Source organism: Mucilaginibacter sp. P2_D11 (genome assembly GCF_056404435.1).
This window is the reverse complement of record NZ_JBFUEA010000007.1, coordinates 239,580-254,872: the sequence shown is the minus strand read 5'-3', so window position 1 is coordinate 254,872 and position 15,293 is coordinate 239,580. Positions and strand designations below refer to the sequence as shown.

16 protein-coding genes are annotated in these 15,293 nt (G+C 48.2%); 10 read left to right on the top strand and 6 right to left on the bottom strand.

Features of this window, described 5'->3' with window-relative positions:
- The first annotated feature begins 125 nt into the window (after positions 1 to 125).
- Together AC1DXC_RS13305 and ilvA are read left to right on the top strand one after the other, a co-directional pair.
- Positions 126 to 1,292, top strand: coding sequence for a 2-isopropylmalate synthase (locus AC1DXC_RS13305; protein WP_477459632.1), 1,167 nt, complete (start codon positions 126 to 128; stop codon positions 1,290 to 1,292).
- 6 nt (positions 1,293 to 1,298) lie between these two features.
- The gene (ilvA, locus tag AC1DXC_RS13300) at positions 1,299 to 2,549 is read left to right on the top strand and encodes a threonine ammonia-lyase IlvA (protein WP_477459631.1); all 1,251 of its coding nucleotides are present in this window, start codon (positions 1,299 to 1,301) and stop codon (positions 2,547 to 2,549) included.
- Between the two features lie 217 nt (positions 2,550 to 2,766).
- Here ilvA and AC1DXC_RS13295 read toward each other — a convergent pair whose 3' ends face one another.
- Positions 2,767 to 4,242, bottom strand: coding sequence for a phytoene desaturase family protein (locus AC1DXC_RS13295; RefSeq protein WP_477459630.1), 1,476 nt, complete (start codon positions 4,240 to 4,242; stop codon positions 2,767 to 2,769).
- A gap of 80 nt (positions 4,243 to 4,322) precedes the next feature.
- On the opposite strand from AC1DXC_RS13295, the gene AC1DXC_RS13290 reads away from it, so the two are divergent.
- The 4 genes from AC1DXC_RS13290 to AC1DXC_RS13275 are packed head-to-tail and all read left to right on the top strand — an operon-like array spanning position 4,323 to position 6,643.
- On the top strand, positions 4,323 to 5,156 hold the full coding sequence (locus AC1DXC_RS13290) for a phytoene/squalene synthase family protein (protein ID WP_477459629.1): 834 nt from the start codon (positions 4,323 to 4,325) through the stop codon (positions 5,154 to 5,156).
- A 2-nt stretch (positions 5,157 to 5,158) separates the two neighbouring features.
- A complete protein-coding gene (locus AC1DXC_RS13285) occupies positions 5,159 to 5,731 on the top strand; it encodes a hypothetical protein (protein ID WP_477459628.1) in 573 nt (190 codons plus the stop codon).
- Between the two features lies 1 nt (position 5,732).
- A complete protein-coding gene (locus AC1DXC_RS13280) occupies positions 5,733 to 6,410 on the top strand; it encodes a lycopene cyclase domain-containing protein (protein WP_477459627.1) in 678 nt (225 codons plus the stop codon).
- The gene (locus AC1DXC_RS13275; protein ID WP_477459626.1) at positions 6,407 to 6,643 is read left to right on the top strand and encodes a cytochrome b5 domain-containing protein; all 237 of its coding nucleotides are present in this window, start codon (positions 6,407 to 6,409) and stop codon (positions 6,641 to 6,643) included. The genes AC1DXC_RS13280 and AC1DXC_RS13275 overlap by 4 nt, the downstream gene beginning before the upstream one ends.
- A gap of 217 nt (positions 6,644 to 6,860) precedes the next feature.
- On the opposite strand, the gene AC1DXC_RS13270 is transcribed toward AC1DXC_RS13275, so the two are convergent.
- The 4 genes from AC1DXC_RS13270 to AC1DXC_RS13255 form a co-directional block, all read right to left on the bottom strand.
- A complete protein-coding gene (locus AC1DXC_RS13270) occupies positions 6,861 to 7,046 on the bottom strand; it encodes a hypothetical protein (protein WP_477459625.1) in 186 nt (61 codons plus the stop codon).
- A 60-nt stretch (positions 7,047 to 7,106) separates the two neighbouring features.
- Positions 7,107 to 8,114, bottom strand: a complete 1,008-nt coding sequence (locus AC1DXC_RS13265; RefSeq protein ID WP_477459624.1) for an NAD-dependent epimerase/dehydratase family protein — start codon at positions 8,112 to 8,114, stop codon at positions 7,107 to 7,109.
- A gap of 90 nt (positions 8,115 to 8,204) precedes the next feature.
- Positions 8,205 to 9,983 carry a glycoside hydrolase family 9 protein gene (locus AC1DXC_RS13260; RefSeq protein WP_477459623.1) on the bottom strand — a complete coding sequence of 593 codons (1,779 nt, stop codon included), beginning with the start codon at positions 9,981 to 9,983 and terminating at the stop codon, positions 8,205 to 8,207.
- Between the two features lie 48 nt (positions 9,984 to 10,031).
- Positions 10,032 to 11,516, bottom strand: coding sequence for an alpha-amylase (locus AC1DXC_RS13255; RefSeq protein WP_477459622.1), 1,485 nt, complete (start codon positions 11,514 to 11,516; stop codon positions 10,032 to 10,034).
- A 169-nt stretch (positions 11,517 to 11,685) separates the two neighbouring features.
- On the opposite strand from AC1DXC_RS13255, the gene AC1DXC_RS13250 reads away from it, so the two are divergent.
- From AC1DXC_RS13250 to AC1DXC_RS13235, 4 genes are all read left to right on the top strand, one after another.
- Positions 11,686 to 12,030 (top strand): MmcQ/YjbR family DNA-binding protein, encoded by a 345-nt coding sequence (locus AC1DXC_RS13250; RefSeq protein WP_477459621.1) that lies wholly within the window; start codon positions 11,686 to 11,688, stop codon positions 12,028 to 12,030.
- 192 nt (positions 12,031 to 12,222) lie between these two features.
- On the top strand, positions 12,223 to 12,435 hold the full coding sequence (locus AC1DXC_RS13245; RefSeq protein ID WP_477459620.1) for a YtxH domain-containing protein: 213 nt from the start codon (positions 12,223 to 12,225) through the stop codon (positions 12,433 to 12,435).
- A 290-nt stretch (positions 12,436 to 12,725) separates the two neighbouring features.
- Positions 12,726 to 13,133 carry a response regulator gene (locus AC1DXC_RS13240; RefSeq protein ID WP_477459619.1) on the top strand — a complete coding sequence of 136 codons (408 nt, stop codon included), beginning with the start codon at positions 12,726 to 12,728 and terminating at the stop codon, positions 13,131 to 13,133.
- Between the two features lie 152 nt (positions 13,134 to 13,285).
- Positions 13,286 to 13,999: a DUF4397 domain-containing protein gene (locus AC1DXC_RS13235; RefSeq protein WP_477459618.1), complete on the top strand. Its 714-nt coding sequence runs from the start codon at positions 13,286 to 13,288 to the stop codon at positions 13,997 to 13,999.
- Positions 14,000 to 14,153: 154 nt separating this feature from the next.
- Here the strand turns inward: AC1DXC_RS13235 and AC1DXC_RS13230 are convergent, their stop codons facing one another.
- Positions 14,154 to 15,197, bottom strand: a complete 1,044-nt coding sequence (locus AC1DXC_RS13230; protein ID WP_477459617.1) for an NAD(P)-dependent alcohol dehydrogenase — start codon at positions 15,195 to 15,197, stop codon at positions 14,154 to 14,156.
- Positions 15,198 to 15,293 lie beyond the last annotated feature (96 nt).

The window sequence follows — 15,293 nt, the reverse complement described above, 5'->3', positions numbered from 1 at the left end:
TGAGATATGAGATTTAGCTCAAGCCCCGTTCTAAATAATAAAAATGAATAACCCGATTTTAGATATCAGATAGCCACCCTAAAAGGTCTCAAATCTCATATCTCAAATCTCAAATCTAAGAGACTATGTTACACGATCCCAACCGCGTTTATGTTTTTGATACCACGCTTCGCGATGGCGAGCAGGTACCGGGCTGCCAGTTGACAACCCCCGAAAAGATCGAGATAGCCCGCGAGCTGGAAGCACTGGGCGTGGATATTATCGAAGCTGGTTTCCCCGTATCCAGTCCGGGCGACTTTATGAGCGTTGTAGAAATTTCTAAAGCTGTAAAAGAGCCTACCGTTTGCGCACTTACCCGTGCCAACAAAATGGATATAGATGTAGCTGTAGAATCGCTGAAATACGCCAAACATCCGCGTATACATACCGGTATCGGCTCGTCGGATATGCACATCAAGCATAAATTCAACAGCACACGCGAGGAAATTTTGGAGCGTGCCGTAGAAGCCGTTAAATACGCCAAAAAATCTGTCGAGGATATTGAGTTCTATGCCGAGGATGCCGGCCGCGCCGATGTGGTTTACCTTGCCCAGATGGTTGAGGCGGTGATTGCGGCCGGTGCCACCGTGGTGAACATCCCCGATACTAACGGTTATTGCCTGCCGGATCAATATGGTGCCAAGATCAAATTCCTGAAGGAAAACGTAAAGAATATCGATAAGGCAATCATATCCGTACACTGCCATAACGACCTTGGCCTGGCAACCGCCAACTCCATTGCCGGGTTGCAGAACGGTGCCCGCCAAATCGAAGGCACTATCAACGGTATTGGCGAACGCGCGGGAAATACGGCCATAGAGGAAGTGGTGATGATATTGAAAACGCACGCGGTACTTGGCTTGCATACCAACATCGACTCGAAAAAATTCTTCGAACTGAGTCAGATGATCCGCACGCAGATGCGTATGCCGGTGCAGCCCAATAAAGCCATCGTTGGCGCCAACGCCTTTGCGCATAGCTCGGGCATACATCAGGACGGCTTCCTGAAGATGCGCGAAAACTATGAAATTATCCGCCCCGAAGATGTTGGCTTCCCGAGCGCAACTATCGTACTCACCGCACGCAGCGGCCGCCACGCCCTTAAATTCCATCTGGAAAGGCTTGGCCATAAGCTGGATAAAGACGAGCTTTACGACGCATATAAACGCTTTTTAACGCTTGCCGACGCCAAGCTGGACATCAACGATGATGACCTGCAACAACTGATGGCTTATAAGCTGGTAAAGAACTAAGAGAAAATGGACACAGAAACGGAAAATTATTTGGATTTTGAAGCGGCATACGAACGGTTAAAAGGCGTTGTACGGCACACACCCCTGGAGCATAACGAGCGCCTCTCCGAGAAATACGAATGCGAGATATATTTAAAACGCGAGGACCTGCAAATCGTACGCTCTTACAAATTAAGGGGCGCGTACAACATGATCAGCAGGCTGAATACCGAGCAACTGAGCCGCGGCGTGGTTTGCGCCAGTGCCGGTAACCATGCGCAGGGCGTTGCTTTTTCCTGCAAAAAGCTGGGCACCAAAGGCGTAATTTTTATGCCCGAGATTACCCCGAAACAAAAAGTTAAGCAAACAGAAATGTTCGGCAATGGCAATGTAGAGCTGGTTTTGGTAGGCGACACGTTCGACGATTGCCTGCGCGAAGCTTTGATTTATACCGAAGCCCACGGCATGACGTTCATCCCTCCTTTCGATAATGAACAAATCATTGAAGGCCAGGGCACCGTAGGCGTAGAAATATTTGAGGACCTGCCCGAAGTGGAAGCCGTAATTATGCCCGTTGGTGGCGGCGGCTTGGCGGCCGGCGCAGGTACCTATCTGCGTGAACAGAACCCCGACATATTACTGATAGGCGTTGAGCCCGAAGGTGCCCCATCCATGTGGACGGCTATTGAAAAAGGCGAACCCGTTACCCTAAAAACCATCGACCGCTTTGTTGATGGCGCAGCTGTAAAACGCGTTGGCGAAAAAACCTTCTTGCTTTGCAGGGATGTACTGGACGACATGCTTACCGTGCCGGAGGGGAAGGTTTGCACCACCATATTGAAGCTATATAACGAAGATGCCATCGTAGTGGAGCCGGCAGGCGCATTATCCGTGACCGCGCTGGATGCCGTTAAAGACCAGATAAAAGGCAAGAATGTAGTATGCGTAATTAGCGGAGGCAATAACGACATAGAACGCATGCAGGAGATCAAAGAAAAATCCCTGCTGTACGAAGGCTTAAAACATTATTTCGTCGTTCGTTTTCCGCAACGCCCGGGTGCGTTAAAACTGTTTGTAACCAATGTATTGGGTCCGGGTGATGATATTACCCGTTTCGAATTTATCAAGAAAAACTCAAAAGAGAACGGCCCCGCGCTTGTAGGTATCGAGCTCAAAAACGCAGGCGATTACCCTTCGCTTCTGGCCCGTATGGAAGAGCACCGTTTCGAGGTAATCGAGATCAATAAGGATGCTACCTTGTTTGAATATTTGGTGTAAGTACCAATAACCACGATATTTTAATGTAGAGACGCGATACTTCGCGTCTTTTTTTGTTTAATGCCATCCCCCAATTACCGTTTTGTCATTGCGAGGAGCGGCGCAGGGACTGAGTGGTGGGGCGACGTGGCAACCTCATAGGACAAGCCTCCGTGCCTTTGCAAGATGACGAAATGTCCTATGAGATTGCCACGCTATCGCTCGCAATGACAAGTAGTTAACCCATCATCTTCATAGCCTCCTTAGCCGCTATCTGCCCGGAAATTAAGGCCGGCGGCACGCCCGGCCCGGGAACCGTTAGCTGCCCGGTGTACAGCATATTCTTAATATGCTTTGCCCGCATGGCCGGTTTAAAAAATGCGGTTTGCGATAGCGTGTTGGCAAGCCCGTAGGCATTGCCTTTAAAGGAATGGTAATCTGATTTGAAATCTTCCATGGCGTAGCTGCGTTTCAGAATGATGGCATCGCGGAGCGGTTGGCCTGTTACTTGCTCAAACCTATCCACCATGATGTTAAAATATTTCTCGCGGAGTGCTTCGCTGTCTTCCAATCCCGGTGCAAGGGGCATCAGGAAGAACAGGTTTTCGCAGCCTTCAGGTGCCGCATCAGGGTCGGTTTTAGAAGTGCAGCAAACGTAGAACAGCGGCTTGCTGGGCCATTGCGGGCTGCTGTAAATCTCGTTGGCATGCTGCTCAAAGTCCTCATCAAAAAACAAATTATGATGCCGTATGCCGGGTATTATTTTATTCGTACCGATATAAAATAACAGGCTGGATGGCGACATGGTGCGGGTATCCCAATATTTTTCGGTGTAGTTGCGGTGGGGTTTGTCTAAGAGGTGCTGGTCGGCGTGCTCATAGTCGGCACCGGTTATCACAAAGTCTGCTGTAAAATCGCCCTGAGTAGTTTGGATGTTGCTTACCCGTTTATCAACAACTTCTATTTTGGTTACTGCTGTATCCAGTTTAATCTCCACACCATAACTTTCGGCAATGCCCACCATAGCCTTTACAATCTCGTTCATGCCGCCCATAGGGTACCAGGTACCTAAGGCCAGGTCGGCATAGTTCATCATGCTGTACATGGCGGGGGTATCTTTCGGCCGCGCCCCCAAAAACAGTACTGGGAACTCCAGCAGCTTAATAAGCTTCGGGTTTTTAAAATGCTTGCGCACATGGCTGCTCATGCTGGTGAGCAATTGCATGCTGAAGCTTTTACGGATGAGGTTGAAATCGATAAACTCGGTGATGGAATGCGAGGGGCGGAAAACATATTCGCCCATGCCTACTTTGTATTTATAGGCCGCTTGTTCTAAAAAGAGTTTCAGCCCTTTGCTGCTGCCGGGCTCGATGTTTTCAAACAAGGCTTCCAGTTCGCCCATATCGGCGGGCACATCCAGCACGTCATCTTTTCCGTAATAAATGCGATAACCCGGGTCGAGGCGTTTTAAATCATAGAAATCTGTCGGATTTTTACCGAAAAGCGCGAAGAAGTTTTCGAAAACATCGGGCATCCAATACCAGCTTGGGCCCATATCGAATTTAAAACCGTCTTTTTCCCAAACACGGGCGCGGCCGCCGGGCTGGCTGTTCTTTTCTAAAACCGTTACCCGGTAACCCTCCTTAGCCAGCACGCATGCCGAAGCCAATCCTGCAAAACCCGCCCCAATAACAGCAATATGCTTACTTTTCATTCAAATCAAAAGTAAACAATGCATCCACCAAAAAAACAATGCGGCAATGAATTTGTACTTTTGGGCAAGATACCAGGTAAATGAACTTATTCGACGAAACGTGTTTTGAATGCAGCAAGCTGATTACCGAGAAGTACAGCACCTCGTTCAGCCTGGGCATCAAGGCCTTCGAAAAGCATTTACGCTACCCGGTGTATGCCATTTACGGCTTCGTGCGCTATGCCGACGAAATAGTAGATACCTTTTACGGGCACGACCAGCGCCAGCTCATCGACGATTTTCGTACCGAAACTTTCAAGGCCATCAATGCGTGCATCAGCACCAACCCGGTGCTGCAATCGTTCCAGCAGGTGGTAAACCAATACGGAATAGAACGTGAACTGATAGACGCCTTCCTTACATCTATGAAAATGGACCTGGATAAAACCGCGTACGACGAGGGCGGCTATAAAGTGTACATATACGGCTCGGCCGAAGTGGTGGGGCTGATGTGCCTACGCGTGTTTTGTGCCAATGATGGCGGGCTGTACAACCAGCTCATTCCCAAGGCCCGCAGCCTGGGCTCGGCTTTCCAGAAGATAAATTTCCTGAGAGATATCAAGGCCGATTACGAGGACCGTGGCCGCACCTATTTCCCTGGGGTAGATTTCGGCAACTTTAATGCGCAAGATAAAATTGACATAGAAGCCGATATCAAAAAGGATTTCGATGATGCCCTGGCCGGTATAAAACTTTTACCGAAAGCAGCTCGCCTGGGCGTATATGTGGCCTATGTGTATTATCTGCAATTGTTCAAGAAGATACGCAGCACGCCCGCAGGCATAATCATGCAGAAACGGGTGCGCATTTCCAATGCACGCAAGCTGAGCCTTTACCTAAAGGCCCGGCTCCACCAAAAAATGAACATCATATAAGTATGCACGCACAGCTCAAATACAAACCCGTGAAATATTTGCTTTCGGCAATACTGGCATGCACACTGATGTCGTTCTCGCTCATACAAAAACTCATAGTTACTACGCCGGACTTGCCTACTATACGCAAACTGCTGGTAACTGCCCTCGAAAGCAAGAAAACAACCGATTCGCTATACAAAAGCCTGGGCGAAATAAAGGAGCGGTCGGCACTCATCAACGCCTATATGGGTACACTGGAGGCCCTCAAAGCCAAGCACGCCTGGAACCCGTACAATAAGTTTAAATACCTAAACGATTGCGAAAAGACTTTTAAAGGAGCTGTAGCTACCGACCCGCACAATATAGAGATACGCTTTATGCGCTTTTCTATAGAACATAACGTACCCAAGTTTTTGGGTTATACCAAAAATCTGGTTGCCGATAGATTAGAGATGGTTAAACAAATAGATGCAAAATACTACGCTTCGGCCGATAAAGCGTTGGTGAAAACCATCATCAAGTTCATGCTCGAATCTAAACGCTGTACGCCCGACGAACAGAAGCGCCTTCACCAACATTTAGCTGCCCTATAGCGTGAAATACACCTACCTAATCATCAACCTGTTTACGGTAATATTCCCCGTAGCCTTATCCTTCGATAAACGGGTGGCGTTCGCCAAAAGCTGGAAGTATCTTTGGCCGGGCATGGCCATCACCGGGCTGGTGTTTTTGTTCTGGGATGTGCTGTTTACCGTAAATGGCGTTTGGAGTTTCAATGACGCTTATATCACCGGCATCAAATTCATAGGCCTGCCCCTGGAGGAGATATTGTTCTTCCTTACAGTACCCTTCGCCTGCGTATTTGTCTACGCCTGCCTCAATTATTACGTAAAATGGCAGCCATCCTTCGTGCTTACGCGGCTGATATCCAACCTGTTAATCGGCGTATCGGTGTCGCTTCTAGCCTATAATTATACCCGTTTGTACACTGCAGTAACCTTTGGGTTGCTGATTGTTTTGCTGGTGGCCCTGGTGTATTTCATTAAGGTAGATTGGCTGGGCAGGTTTTACCTGGCCTTTGTGGTATCGCTTATCCCCTTTTACATCGTAAACGGCATCTTGACCGCCTGGCCGGTGGTGATATACAACAATGCGCAAAACATGAGCCTGCGTGTAGGCACCATCCCCTTTGAGGACCATTTTTACAGCATGGCCCTGCTACTGATGAACGTTGCCTTTTTTGAATATTTTAAATCCCGTAAAACCGCATGAGCGCACTACCCACTTATACCAAATCGCAGCTCGCTTTGCGCAATGGACAGGATAAGCCACAAATTTGGGTGGCGCTTAAGGGCGTCATCTATGACGTAACCGAAAGCCGCCTTTGGCGCAATGGCAAGCATTATGAGCACTGGGCCGGTCAGGATCTTACCGAAGAACTTGCCGATGCTCCCCATACGGAAACGGTGTTTGAGAAATTTGTGATAGTCGGGAGATTGGGGTAGCCTCACAATCAGCCACATCCAACCACATCGTCATTGCGAGCGATAGCGCGGCAATCATCGGCAGGAGGGGCCGCTTTGCAAATCCGACCTGCATGCCGAGGATTGCCGCGTCGCGTCCTCGCACAATCCCCCACTCTGCTCCTCGCAATCACGATAGTAGCAAAACAAAAAAGCACCGCCTAGCTGGCAGTGCTTTACGTATATGCTTAAGTAAAACTTAGTCTAATATTTTGAAAACAGCGCGTAACGCGATGATAGAACCGAACAACAGGATGATGTTAGATACTAACGTAGCGTGCGGGAAATCGGCGAAACGCAAATAGCAACCTAATAAACCTATGGCAATGGTAAGAATTAGAAATTTGTAGTGGCTCTCGTTGTTGGCATTTTCCATTGATTGCATAGCGTTGTTGTTTTTATTTGGCACAAAAATATAAATGTTTACCGAAAAACCGATAACCTTTTAGGCTTTTACTGCTTTTTTGTTCCAGCCTTGCGGCAGGTTTTCTTCAATTTCTATATTCTCGAACTCAGCGCTTGCGCGCGAGCCTACTACCTTGGCCCATGCTGCCATTTTGCTTATACCCTCCTTTAAGCTTACATTGGCACTTTTGCCGAAAACGCCGGCTGCTTTAGAGTGGTCGCTGTGGGCATGCATCACTTCTTTCCGGGCTTCCAGGTGGGTTACTTTGGGTTCTACGCCAAGCTCATCTGCCACTACCTGTACCAGCTCGTTTACGGTGTAAGGCTTATCGGCACCTACGTTGAATACCTCGTTGTAGGCGGCAGGCACATTCGGGCTATTGGCAATATGCGGTGCAACATCGTCGATATAGCTGAAGGCACGGGTTTGCTCGCCATCGCCAAAAATGGTCATCGGCTTTTCCTGCATAATCTGGTTCATGAAAATGCCGATTACGTTGCGATACTTATCGCCGATGTTCTGGTTTTCGCCATATACGTTATGCGGACGGAAGATGATATAGTTTAAGCCGAACATGTGGTGGGCGGCTTTAAGGTCCATCTCCACCGCGTATTTTGCCACGCCATAAGGGTCTTCGGGTTGCGGCACCAGGGCTTCGCGCATAGGCAGCTGGCCTGCACCATACACAGCTATGGATGAGGTAAATACGAAACATTTCACCTTATATAATATCGAAAGGTTGATAAGGTTTACCGAGCCTATAAGGTTGTTATTATAATTGAACCTGCGGATAAAGTGCGAAAGCCCTTCGGCGGCGTATGCAGCCAGATGGTAAACGTAATCGAACTTGTGCTCTTCGAAAAGTTTCTCCAGCAGTTCATAATCGTTGATAGAACCAACTATAAATTCAACACCTGCGGGTACATGGTCTTCAAAACCGCCGCTCAAATCGTCGAGTACGATTACTTTATGCCCCAGGTTAAGACAATGTTTCGCTACATGCGAGCCTATAAAGCCGGCACCGCCGGTTACCAATGATGTTATCATATTAGAATAGTTTTAGGTTCCAGTTAAAAGAGGCGCTTTTACCGTTGTTTTTTTCAAATATCTAAAAAAAATATTCAACCGTTGCAATTATTACTTGTTTATGCCCTCTGGTTGTGCCATTGCGGCAACAGCTTGCAAAAACCAGGCCGCATGCGGTATCCATTGTTCGGTCCATCGCCATTCATTGCCCCCGGCCTGTTGTTTAAAATCGATGCCGGAGCCATCGGGGCTGCCATCATGGCCCGTAATGCCGTTAGAAATGCCCCCACGTTCGCTTCCGTGGCCATAATTGGAAGCCATATACGGCACATTGGTTTTTCCGTAGCCATAAATAAAACACATGCCATACGGGTTGCAGCCCATAATCCAGGATAGCTGCCGTTCTGCATAATCTGCAAGCGTTGATTTTATTCCCCAATTTCCTTCGGCCGGGTAGGCTAACCTGCCGCCCACAATCGCTGCAGTAGCCAACGAACCCAGGCGTGCGTTCTCGCCCTGCCACCACCAGCCGGTTTCGTTTTCGTGGGGGATAAAAAAGCCATCCTTTACCTTGCCTTTATACAAAAAACTCTGCCGGGCATACCCAAAAGGATTACTTATTTTGTTGGTTACCGCCAGGTTATAATCAAGTGCCTGTTTGATGGTTTTTAGGGCCGGGGCGCGGTAGGCCTCGTCTTTTTCCTTATCCAGGTAGCGTGATAGGGCCACAACAGGTAAGCCCGCATCAGATGCATGGAAGTAGGGCCGGTTGGCATCGTTAGAGATGAAGTAGCCGTCGATGGTCATGCGGTTATTCAGGTTGGCCGCGCGCTTGCGGGCTTCGTCGCGATATTGCTCATCGTCGGTTGCTATCCATAACTCGGTAGCGGCCATGAGGGCGCAATAATCGTCTATAATATTCTCCTTGCCGTCGTCGTCATATTTGGTGTTGTTTACCAGCAGGTGGGCAAAGGCGCGTTTGGCCCCATCCAGGTACTGCTGGGATGTAAAATCGCCGTCCTTTTTCCATTGCGATATGCGCGCGAGCGCGGCTATAGCCATGCCGCCGCCTTCGCGGAAAGCGCATTGGTATTGGTTGGTGGTAACGCTATTGGCCAGCAACCCCACCACGCGGCGGGCGTTAGGGTCTTTATTGAAATAGCTGAACACAATCATGTAAAAGTAGCCCTCTTTGCTGAGGGCACGCATCAAGTAGTCGGCACCGTACAGCGCCTCGTTATCCAGCGAATCTTTCAGCTTCCATTTCTTAAGAAGACCTGGGATTGCTTCGGCCGCGTTTGCCATACTCCAGGTAACCAGCGGCGTTTGCTGCGGCGAAAAGAAATTGGCATACGCCAGGTGCGAGAAATACTTGCTTACGTCGCCGGATGCATCGCACCAGCCCCCTCTCATATCAACCCTTTGGTTACCGCCGAACAATTGCATTTTGGCATCGACGGACAGTTCGCCTGGGGTGTTTGCCCGTTGCTTGTTATAATAGTGGATGATTGACGACAGCGTTTTGCGCGCCAGCGCGTTCTCGCCAATCTCAAAGGGATACGAAGTATAAACCAGCCCATCGTATTTAATGCGCAGGCGATACTTTCCCGCCGTTTTAAAAGCCGAGAAATCTGCCTGGAAAAAGAGTTTACCGGGTGCCCAGTCGGTAATCGTTTCAGGGTCGGTAAGCATGCCGGTGTAGACCACCCTGCCGGTAACGATGTTCACCAGGTTGAAGGCGAAGGCTTTTGTGAGTTTATTATCGAACTGAACCACGCCTACTTTAGGGCCGTTGCTATCGAAGGCAACCTGGTTTACGTAGATTGCCGGGTTGGCAAAAGCCGCGTAGGTGAGGATGAATAGAAATAAGCTCAGGTATAGTTTTTTCATAAAAGACGGCACCTGATGAGATTGCGGTGCCGCCCTTAAAAATAGCAATTATTTTTTAACCGCCCATACCGAAACCGAGCCGGCCCCGACTAAAAACTCACCCCAGCCGTCTTCGCCAACGGTAACTTCGGCATCGTGCTTGTGCAGGTAATCTACAAACACTTTCCCGGCATGGGCCCGGCCCATCTCCATGCGCTTACTGCACTCGTCGCCATTGGAGATCAGTACCGCGCAGCCCGAGTTTTCGTGCTCGCCGTCGCCTTCGCGGGTCCAGCCGATGCAGTTGGGGTTATCGAAGTAATCGCGTTGTGCGCCATAGGCAATATGTTTGCGTGCCCATAACAGCGGCTCCATCTCGGCCAGGGCAGGCAACTCCACCTGGTGGTCGTTGCCGTCCTCACCCTTGTCGGAATATTTTGTGCCATACAAATCGGCGTAAAAAATACAGGGGTAGCCATGCTCGCGCAGTAAAATAAGCGCGTAGGCCAGGGGCTTAAACCATTGTTCTACCGGCAAAGCCAGCGATTGCAGGGGCTGGGTATCGTGGTTCTCTACCAGGGTAACCGCGCGCGAAGGATTTACCGCCACCAGTGTATTATCAAATATCTTGCTTAGGTCGTAATCCTTGCCGCCAGCCGAGGCGTCGTGCAGGTTTTGGTGTAATGGCGCATCAAAAAGCGACATCCGGCCCTCCGTAGCGGTAATATACTCTTGCAGCAGGCCAACTTCGTAGCTCCAGTATTCGCCCACGGTGAATAGTTCGCGGCCAGTTTCGGTGCGTAGAGTATCCAGCCAGTCGTTGTAAAACTCGTAAGATATGTGCTTTATGGCATCCAACCGCATGCCATCGAATTGGAGGGTATCATAAAACCATTTGCCCCAACGTTTCAGTTCATCGCGCACGGCGGGGTTACGGGTGTCTATATCATCCAGCATCAAAAAATCGAAGTTGCCGTTCTCATCGCCCACCACATCTTCCCAGGCATCGCCATATTGGTTCTGTATGCTGAAGATGGCCGACTCGTTATTCCCGGCATCATAATCAATCCCGCTGAAACATTGCCAATCCCAAACGAATTGCGAATGCTTGCCATGCCTGCCGGGGAAAGTAAATTTGGTAAAGGCCTCAATCTCGTACGGCTCACTGGTAAACTCGTTGCGGTCATGAGGGTTCACTTTGCGCACAGTAACCTTCTCCTTTTCATCGGCACCGCCCATATGGTTCAGTACTACATCTACATACACCTGCAGCCCTTTGCTTCTGGCGGTTTGCACAGCCTCTATCAATTGCTGCCTGGTGCCGTATTTGGTTCGCACGGTACCTTTTTGGTCAAATTCGCCCAGGTCGTAAATATCATAAACATCATAGCCCACCGAGTATCCCCCGGCCTCGCCCTTAAAAGCCGGAGGTAACCATACAGCATCTATGCCGATATTTTTTAATCGTTCCGCGTCGTTTTTAAGATGCTCGTATAAGCTGCCGTCGCCGGGATAGTACCATTCAAAAAACTGCAGCATCGTAAAATTTTCCATAAGGGCCTGTTCTATGTTTTAACAGCCTACACAACTTTAAATTGGTAATTAGGTTTTAACAACGATAGTAAAATGACGTAATTTTCTTAAAACCATAGCGATGGGTTTGAAACCCATCGCTATGGTTAAAGCACCGCGACTATTACAATCAAATTAATTATCTTGCATTATGGATACTGGTGTATTTATTTACCTGCAATTTTTGCGCGACGTTCTGTTACCCTTGCCCGGTGTTACCGAAAAAATGTGCTCTGATACGCCGGCTTTTTACGTTAATAAAAAATATTTTATCCGCATACGCGAGGACGGCGAAACCCTGGTACTGCACACCTTCGAGCGCGATAAGTGGATAGCTGCCAACCCCGATGTGTACTTTATAACCGAACATTACTACAACTATGATTATATGCTGGTTAACCTATCCAAAGCCGACCCGGAGGAGTTGAAGAGCCTTTTGATACAGGCCTGGAAAGACCGCGCGCCAAAGAAACTGATAACACGATTGAGCGACTAAGGGATTGTACAGGATTAAGAACTTTGGATTTAATAAACCATCAATCGATAAACCTTATTCAATTTATAAGTCGTTGAATCGTGTAAATCTTTCAATCCTTTAATCTTGTTAAATTCTGTCTCAATTGTGTGCAGACTGGCATCATACTTGTACGCAAATCGATGTAAACGTTTACTTTAAAAATATAAAAACATGGGCTTATTAAAATTTATAGCAGTTGGCGCAGCCATTGGTTATGGAATTAATTATCTGACAAAGAAAGATGCTAGCGGGCGCTCTATGCTTGATGATATTACCGATGAGGCATCTGTTTGGGCAGAAAAGGCCAAACGTTTTGCCGAAGAGAAAACCGAACAAGTGATAACCGCGGCGCAACCCAACGGCGGCTATACCGAACCGCAGTAACGCATCAAACGCTTTTAAAAGAAAAACTCCGGCCCTTGCTGCCGGAGTTTTTTCGTTGATGCTTTCGCCGAGCGCACCAAACCTATAAAACTCACCGTGAATTAAGTATCAATTAATTTGCTTACACCTATACTTTAAAACACTTAAAACCGTAATTAAATTACAACCACACTGCTTTGGACAGCATTTTATATAGCTATATTTATCGCAGGCACATATGGCAATAATAGCAGGTAGATGCTTTTTTTAGAAAGCCCAAACACCGCTGGCCTCGTATTTTCAATAACTAAATGGATAGTAAGGTAAAGATAGCTTGTATAATTGATGACGATGAAATATACACCTTCACCGTTAAGCGAATCATCGCACGTGCAGAAATTGCAGAGCAAAGTATTTTTTTCGATAACGGCGTTTCGGCCCTTGATTTTTTTAGGGCTAACGCCCAAAAAGGCGAGATACTGCCCGAGCTTATTCTTCTGGATATTAATATGCCCCAACTGAACGGGTGGCAGTTTTTGGAGGAATACGTAAAGCTGGCGCCCGGCCTGGCCAAAAAGACAAGCATTTTCATCGTAAGCTCTTCCATTGATGCCGACGATTACGCCCGGGCAAAAAAATACAGGGAAGTAAGCGGCTTTATTGCAAAGCCCATCACGGTAGAAAACCTGAAGAGTATTCTTGCCAAGCTACCCAATTAAGCAGGGCGCATTTTTTCTGGTTGATATATTGTTGGTACCCAGCCGACAATTGTAAACTGCGAGTACCTGCCTCAAAAAATATTTAAGTATTAGTAGCGTTTTTTATAGTAGCCGCGTAATGGAGTTATTACACTTTACTAAATAATGATATAATGAAAAACGTTCGACACAATTCAAAGAGGTGGGCAGGCATAGTTGGGACAATGTGTTTGCTGGCCGTAACGCTCAGTTCGTGCTTAAAAAACAGTAATACTGTTACGCCGGATACGGCCGCACTAACGGTTATCAACGCTTCGCCGGATGCGCCGGCGCTGGATTTTTACCTGGATGCCAATAAAGCCAACGCCTACGCATTTGGTTACGGCAGCGGTATAGATTATGTTGCAGCCTACGCCGGGCACCGCACCGCTACTTTTACCATCGGCGGCACCCAAACCAGCTATAAATCTGATACCCTTACCCTGGGCAAAAACAAATACTACTCGTTGTTTTTAACCAACACCGTAGGCCACGAACAACTGTTGCTGCTTAGCGATACCATTGCCCGGCCCGATGGCTCTAAAGCTGGCATAAGGTTCATAAACCTTAGCCCCGATGCACCGGCTGTAGATCTTGCCATAAAAAGCGGCGATGTATTGGTTGCCAACAAGAGCTTTAAAGGCTACAGCAAGTTTTTACCCATAAACGGTACCGCCAAATACACTTTCGAAATACGCCAAACAGGTACCGCTACCGTTTTGGCCACTATAGAAAACGTAACCCTCAACAGCAATGCGCTATACACCGTTTCGCTGCAGGGGCTTGTATCGGCAACGGATGTTAAAAAGCTGGTTGGCCGGGTGCAAACTAATGCGCAATTTTACTAATAGTATTGGCTATCATATAACAAGAACGCCCCGGGCTCGCGAGCTTCGGGGCGTTTTTTATTATTATGGGGATTTAAATCGAATACAACAGCCACTGTAGTTCCTGAAGGAAGAATCGATCAGCGCCTCCCAGGTGATTTAAATTTTAGTTTGACTACAAAGTCGCCATATCTATTACGAACCTATAACGCACATCGCCTTTTTCCATACGCTTATAAGCGGTGTGGATATCTTTGATATCGATGAGTTCGATGTCTGATACGATGTTGTTCTCGGCGCAGTAATCCAGCATTTCCTGGGTTTCTTTAATGCCGCCAATACCCGATCCGGCCAGGCTTTTACGGCCGCCCAACAGGCTGAACGCGGCAACCGATGCTGGTTCGTTAGGTACGCCAACACATATCATGGTGCCGTTTGTGCGCAACAGCGACAGGTACATATTAAAATCGTGCGGCGCGGATACAGTATCCAGTATAAAATCAAAAGTGCCCATGGCCGCTTTTATCTGCTCAGCGTCTTTAGTTACTACGAAATGGTGCGCGCCCAGTTTTTTGGCATCTTCTTCTTTATTGGCCGAAGTACTCAGCACGGTAACCTCGGCACCAAACGCAACACCGAATTTAACACCCATATGGCCAAGGCCGCCAAGGCCCAACACGGCCAGTTTGTGGCCCTTGCCAACACCCCAATGTTTTAGGGGCGAATAAGTGGTAATACCCGCGCAAAGCAATGGCGCAACGGCGGCCAGGTCAACGCCTTCTTTCAGTTGCAATACGAATTCCTCGCGCACTACTATGGTGTTGGAGTAGCCTCCATAGGTGGGCATCGAGCCATCGCGTTCCATGCTGTTGTAGGTTTGGGTGCTGCCTTCCAGGCAATACTGCTCCAGATCTTGTTTGCAGTTTTCGCACACCTGGCAGCTATCTACCATACAGCCGGTTGCAGCCAGGTCGCCTACTTTAAATTTGGTTACGTGGTCGCCCACTTTAACTACGCGGCCAACTATTTCGTGGCCGGGTACCATGGGGAATATGCCGGGGAACCAATCGTTTGTTATCTGGTGCAGGTCCGAGTGGCAAACGCCACAAAAAAGGATGTCGAACTGCACATCGTGCGGTCCAACTTCGCGTCGCTCGAAGGTCCAGGGGGCCAAAGGCGTTTTCTCATCCTGGGCCGCATAAGCTTTAGTTTCAATCATGGTAAATAAGTGTTTTGAGTTTTTGAGTGGTAATAGGCGGTAAGCCATAACAAATATACAAGCTGTGGCATCCCTGCCAAGAGGGAAACATAAATT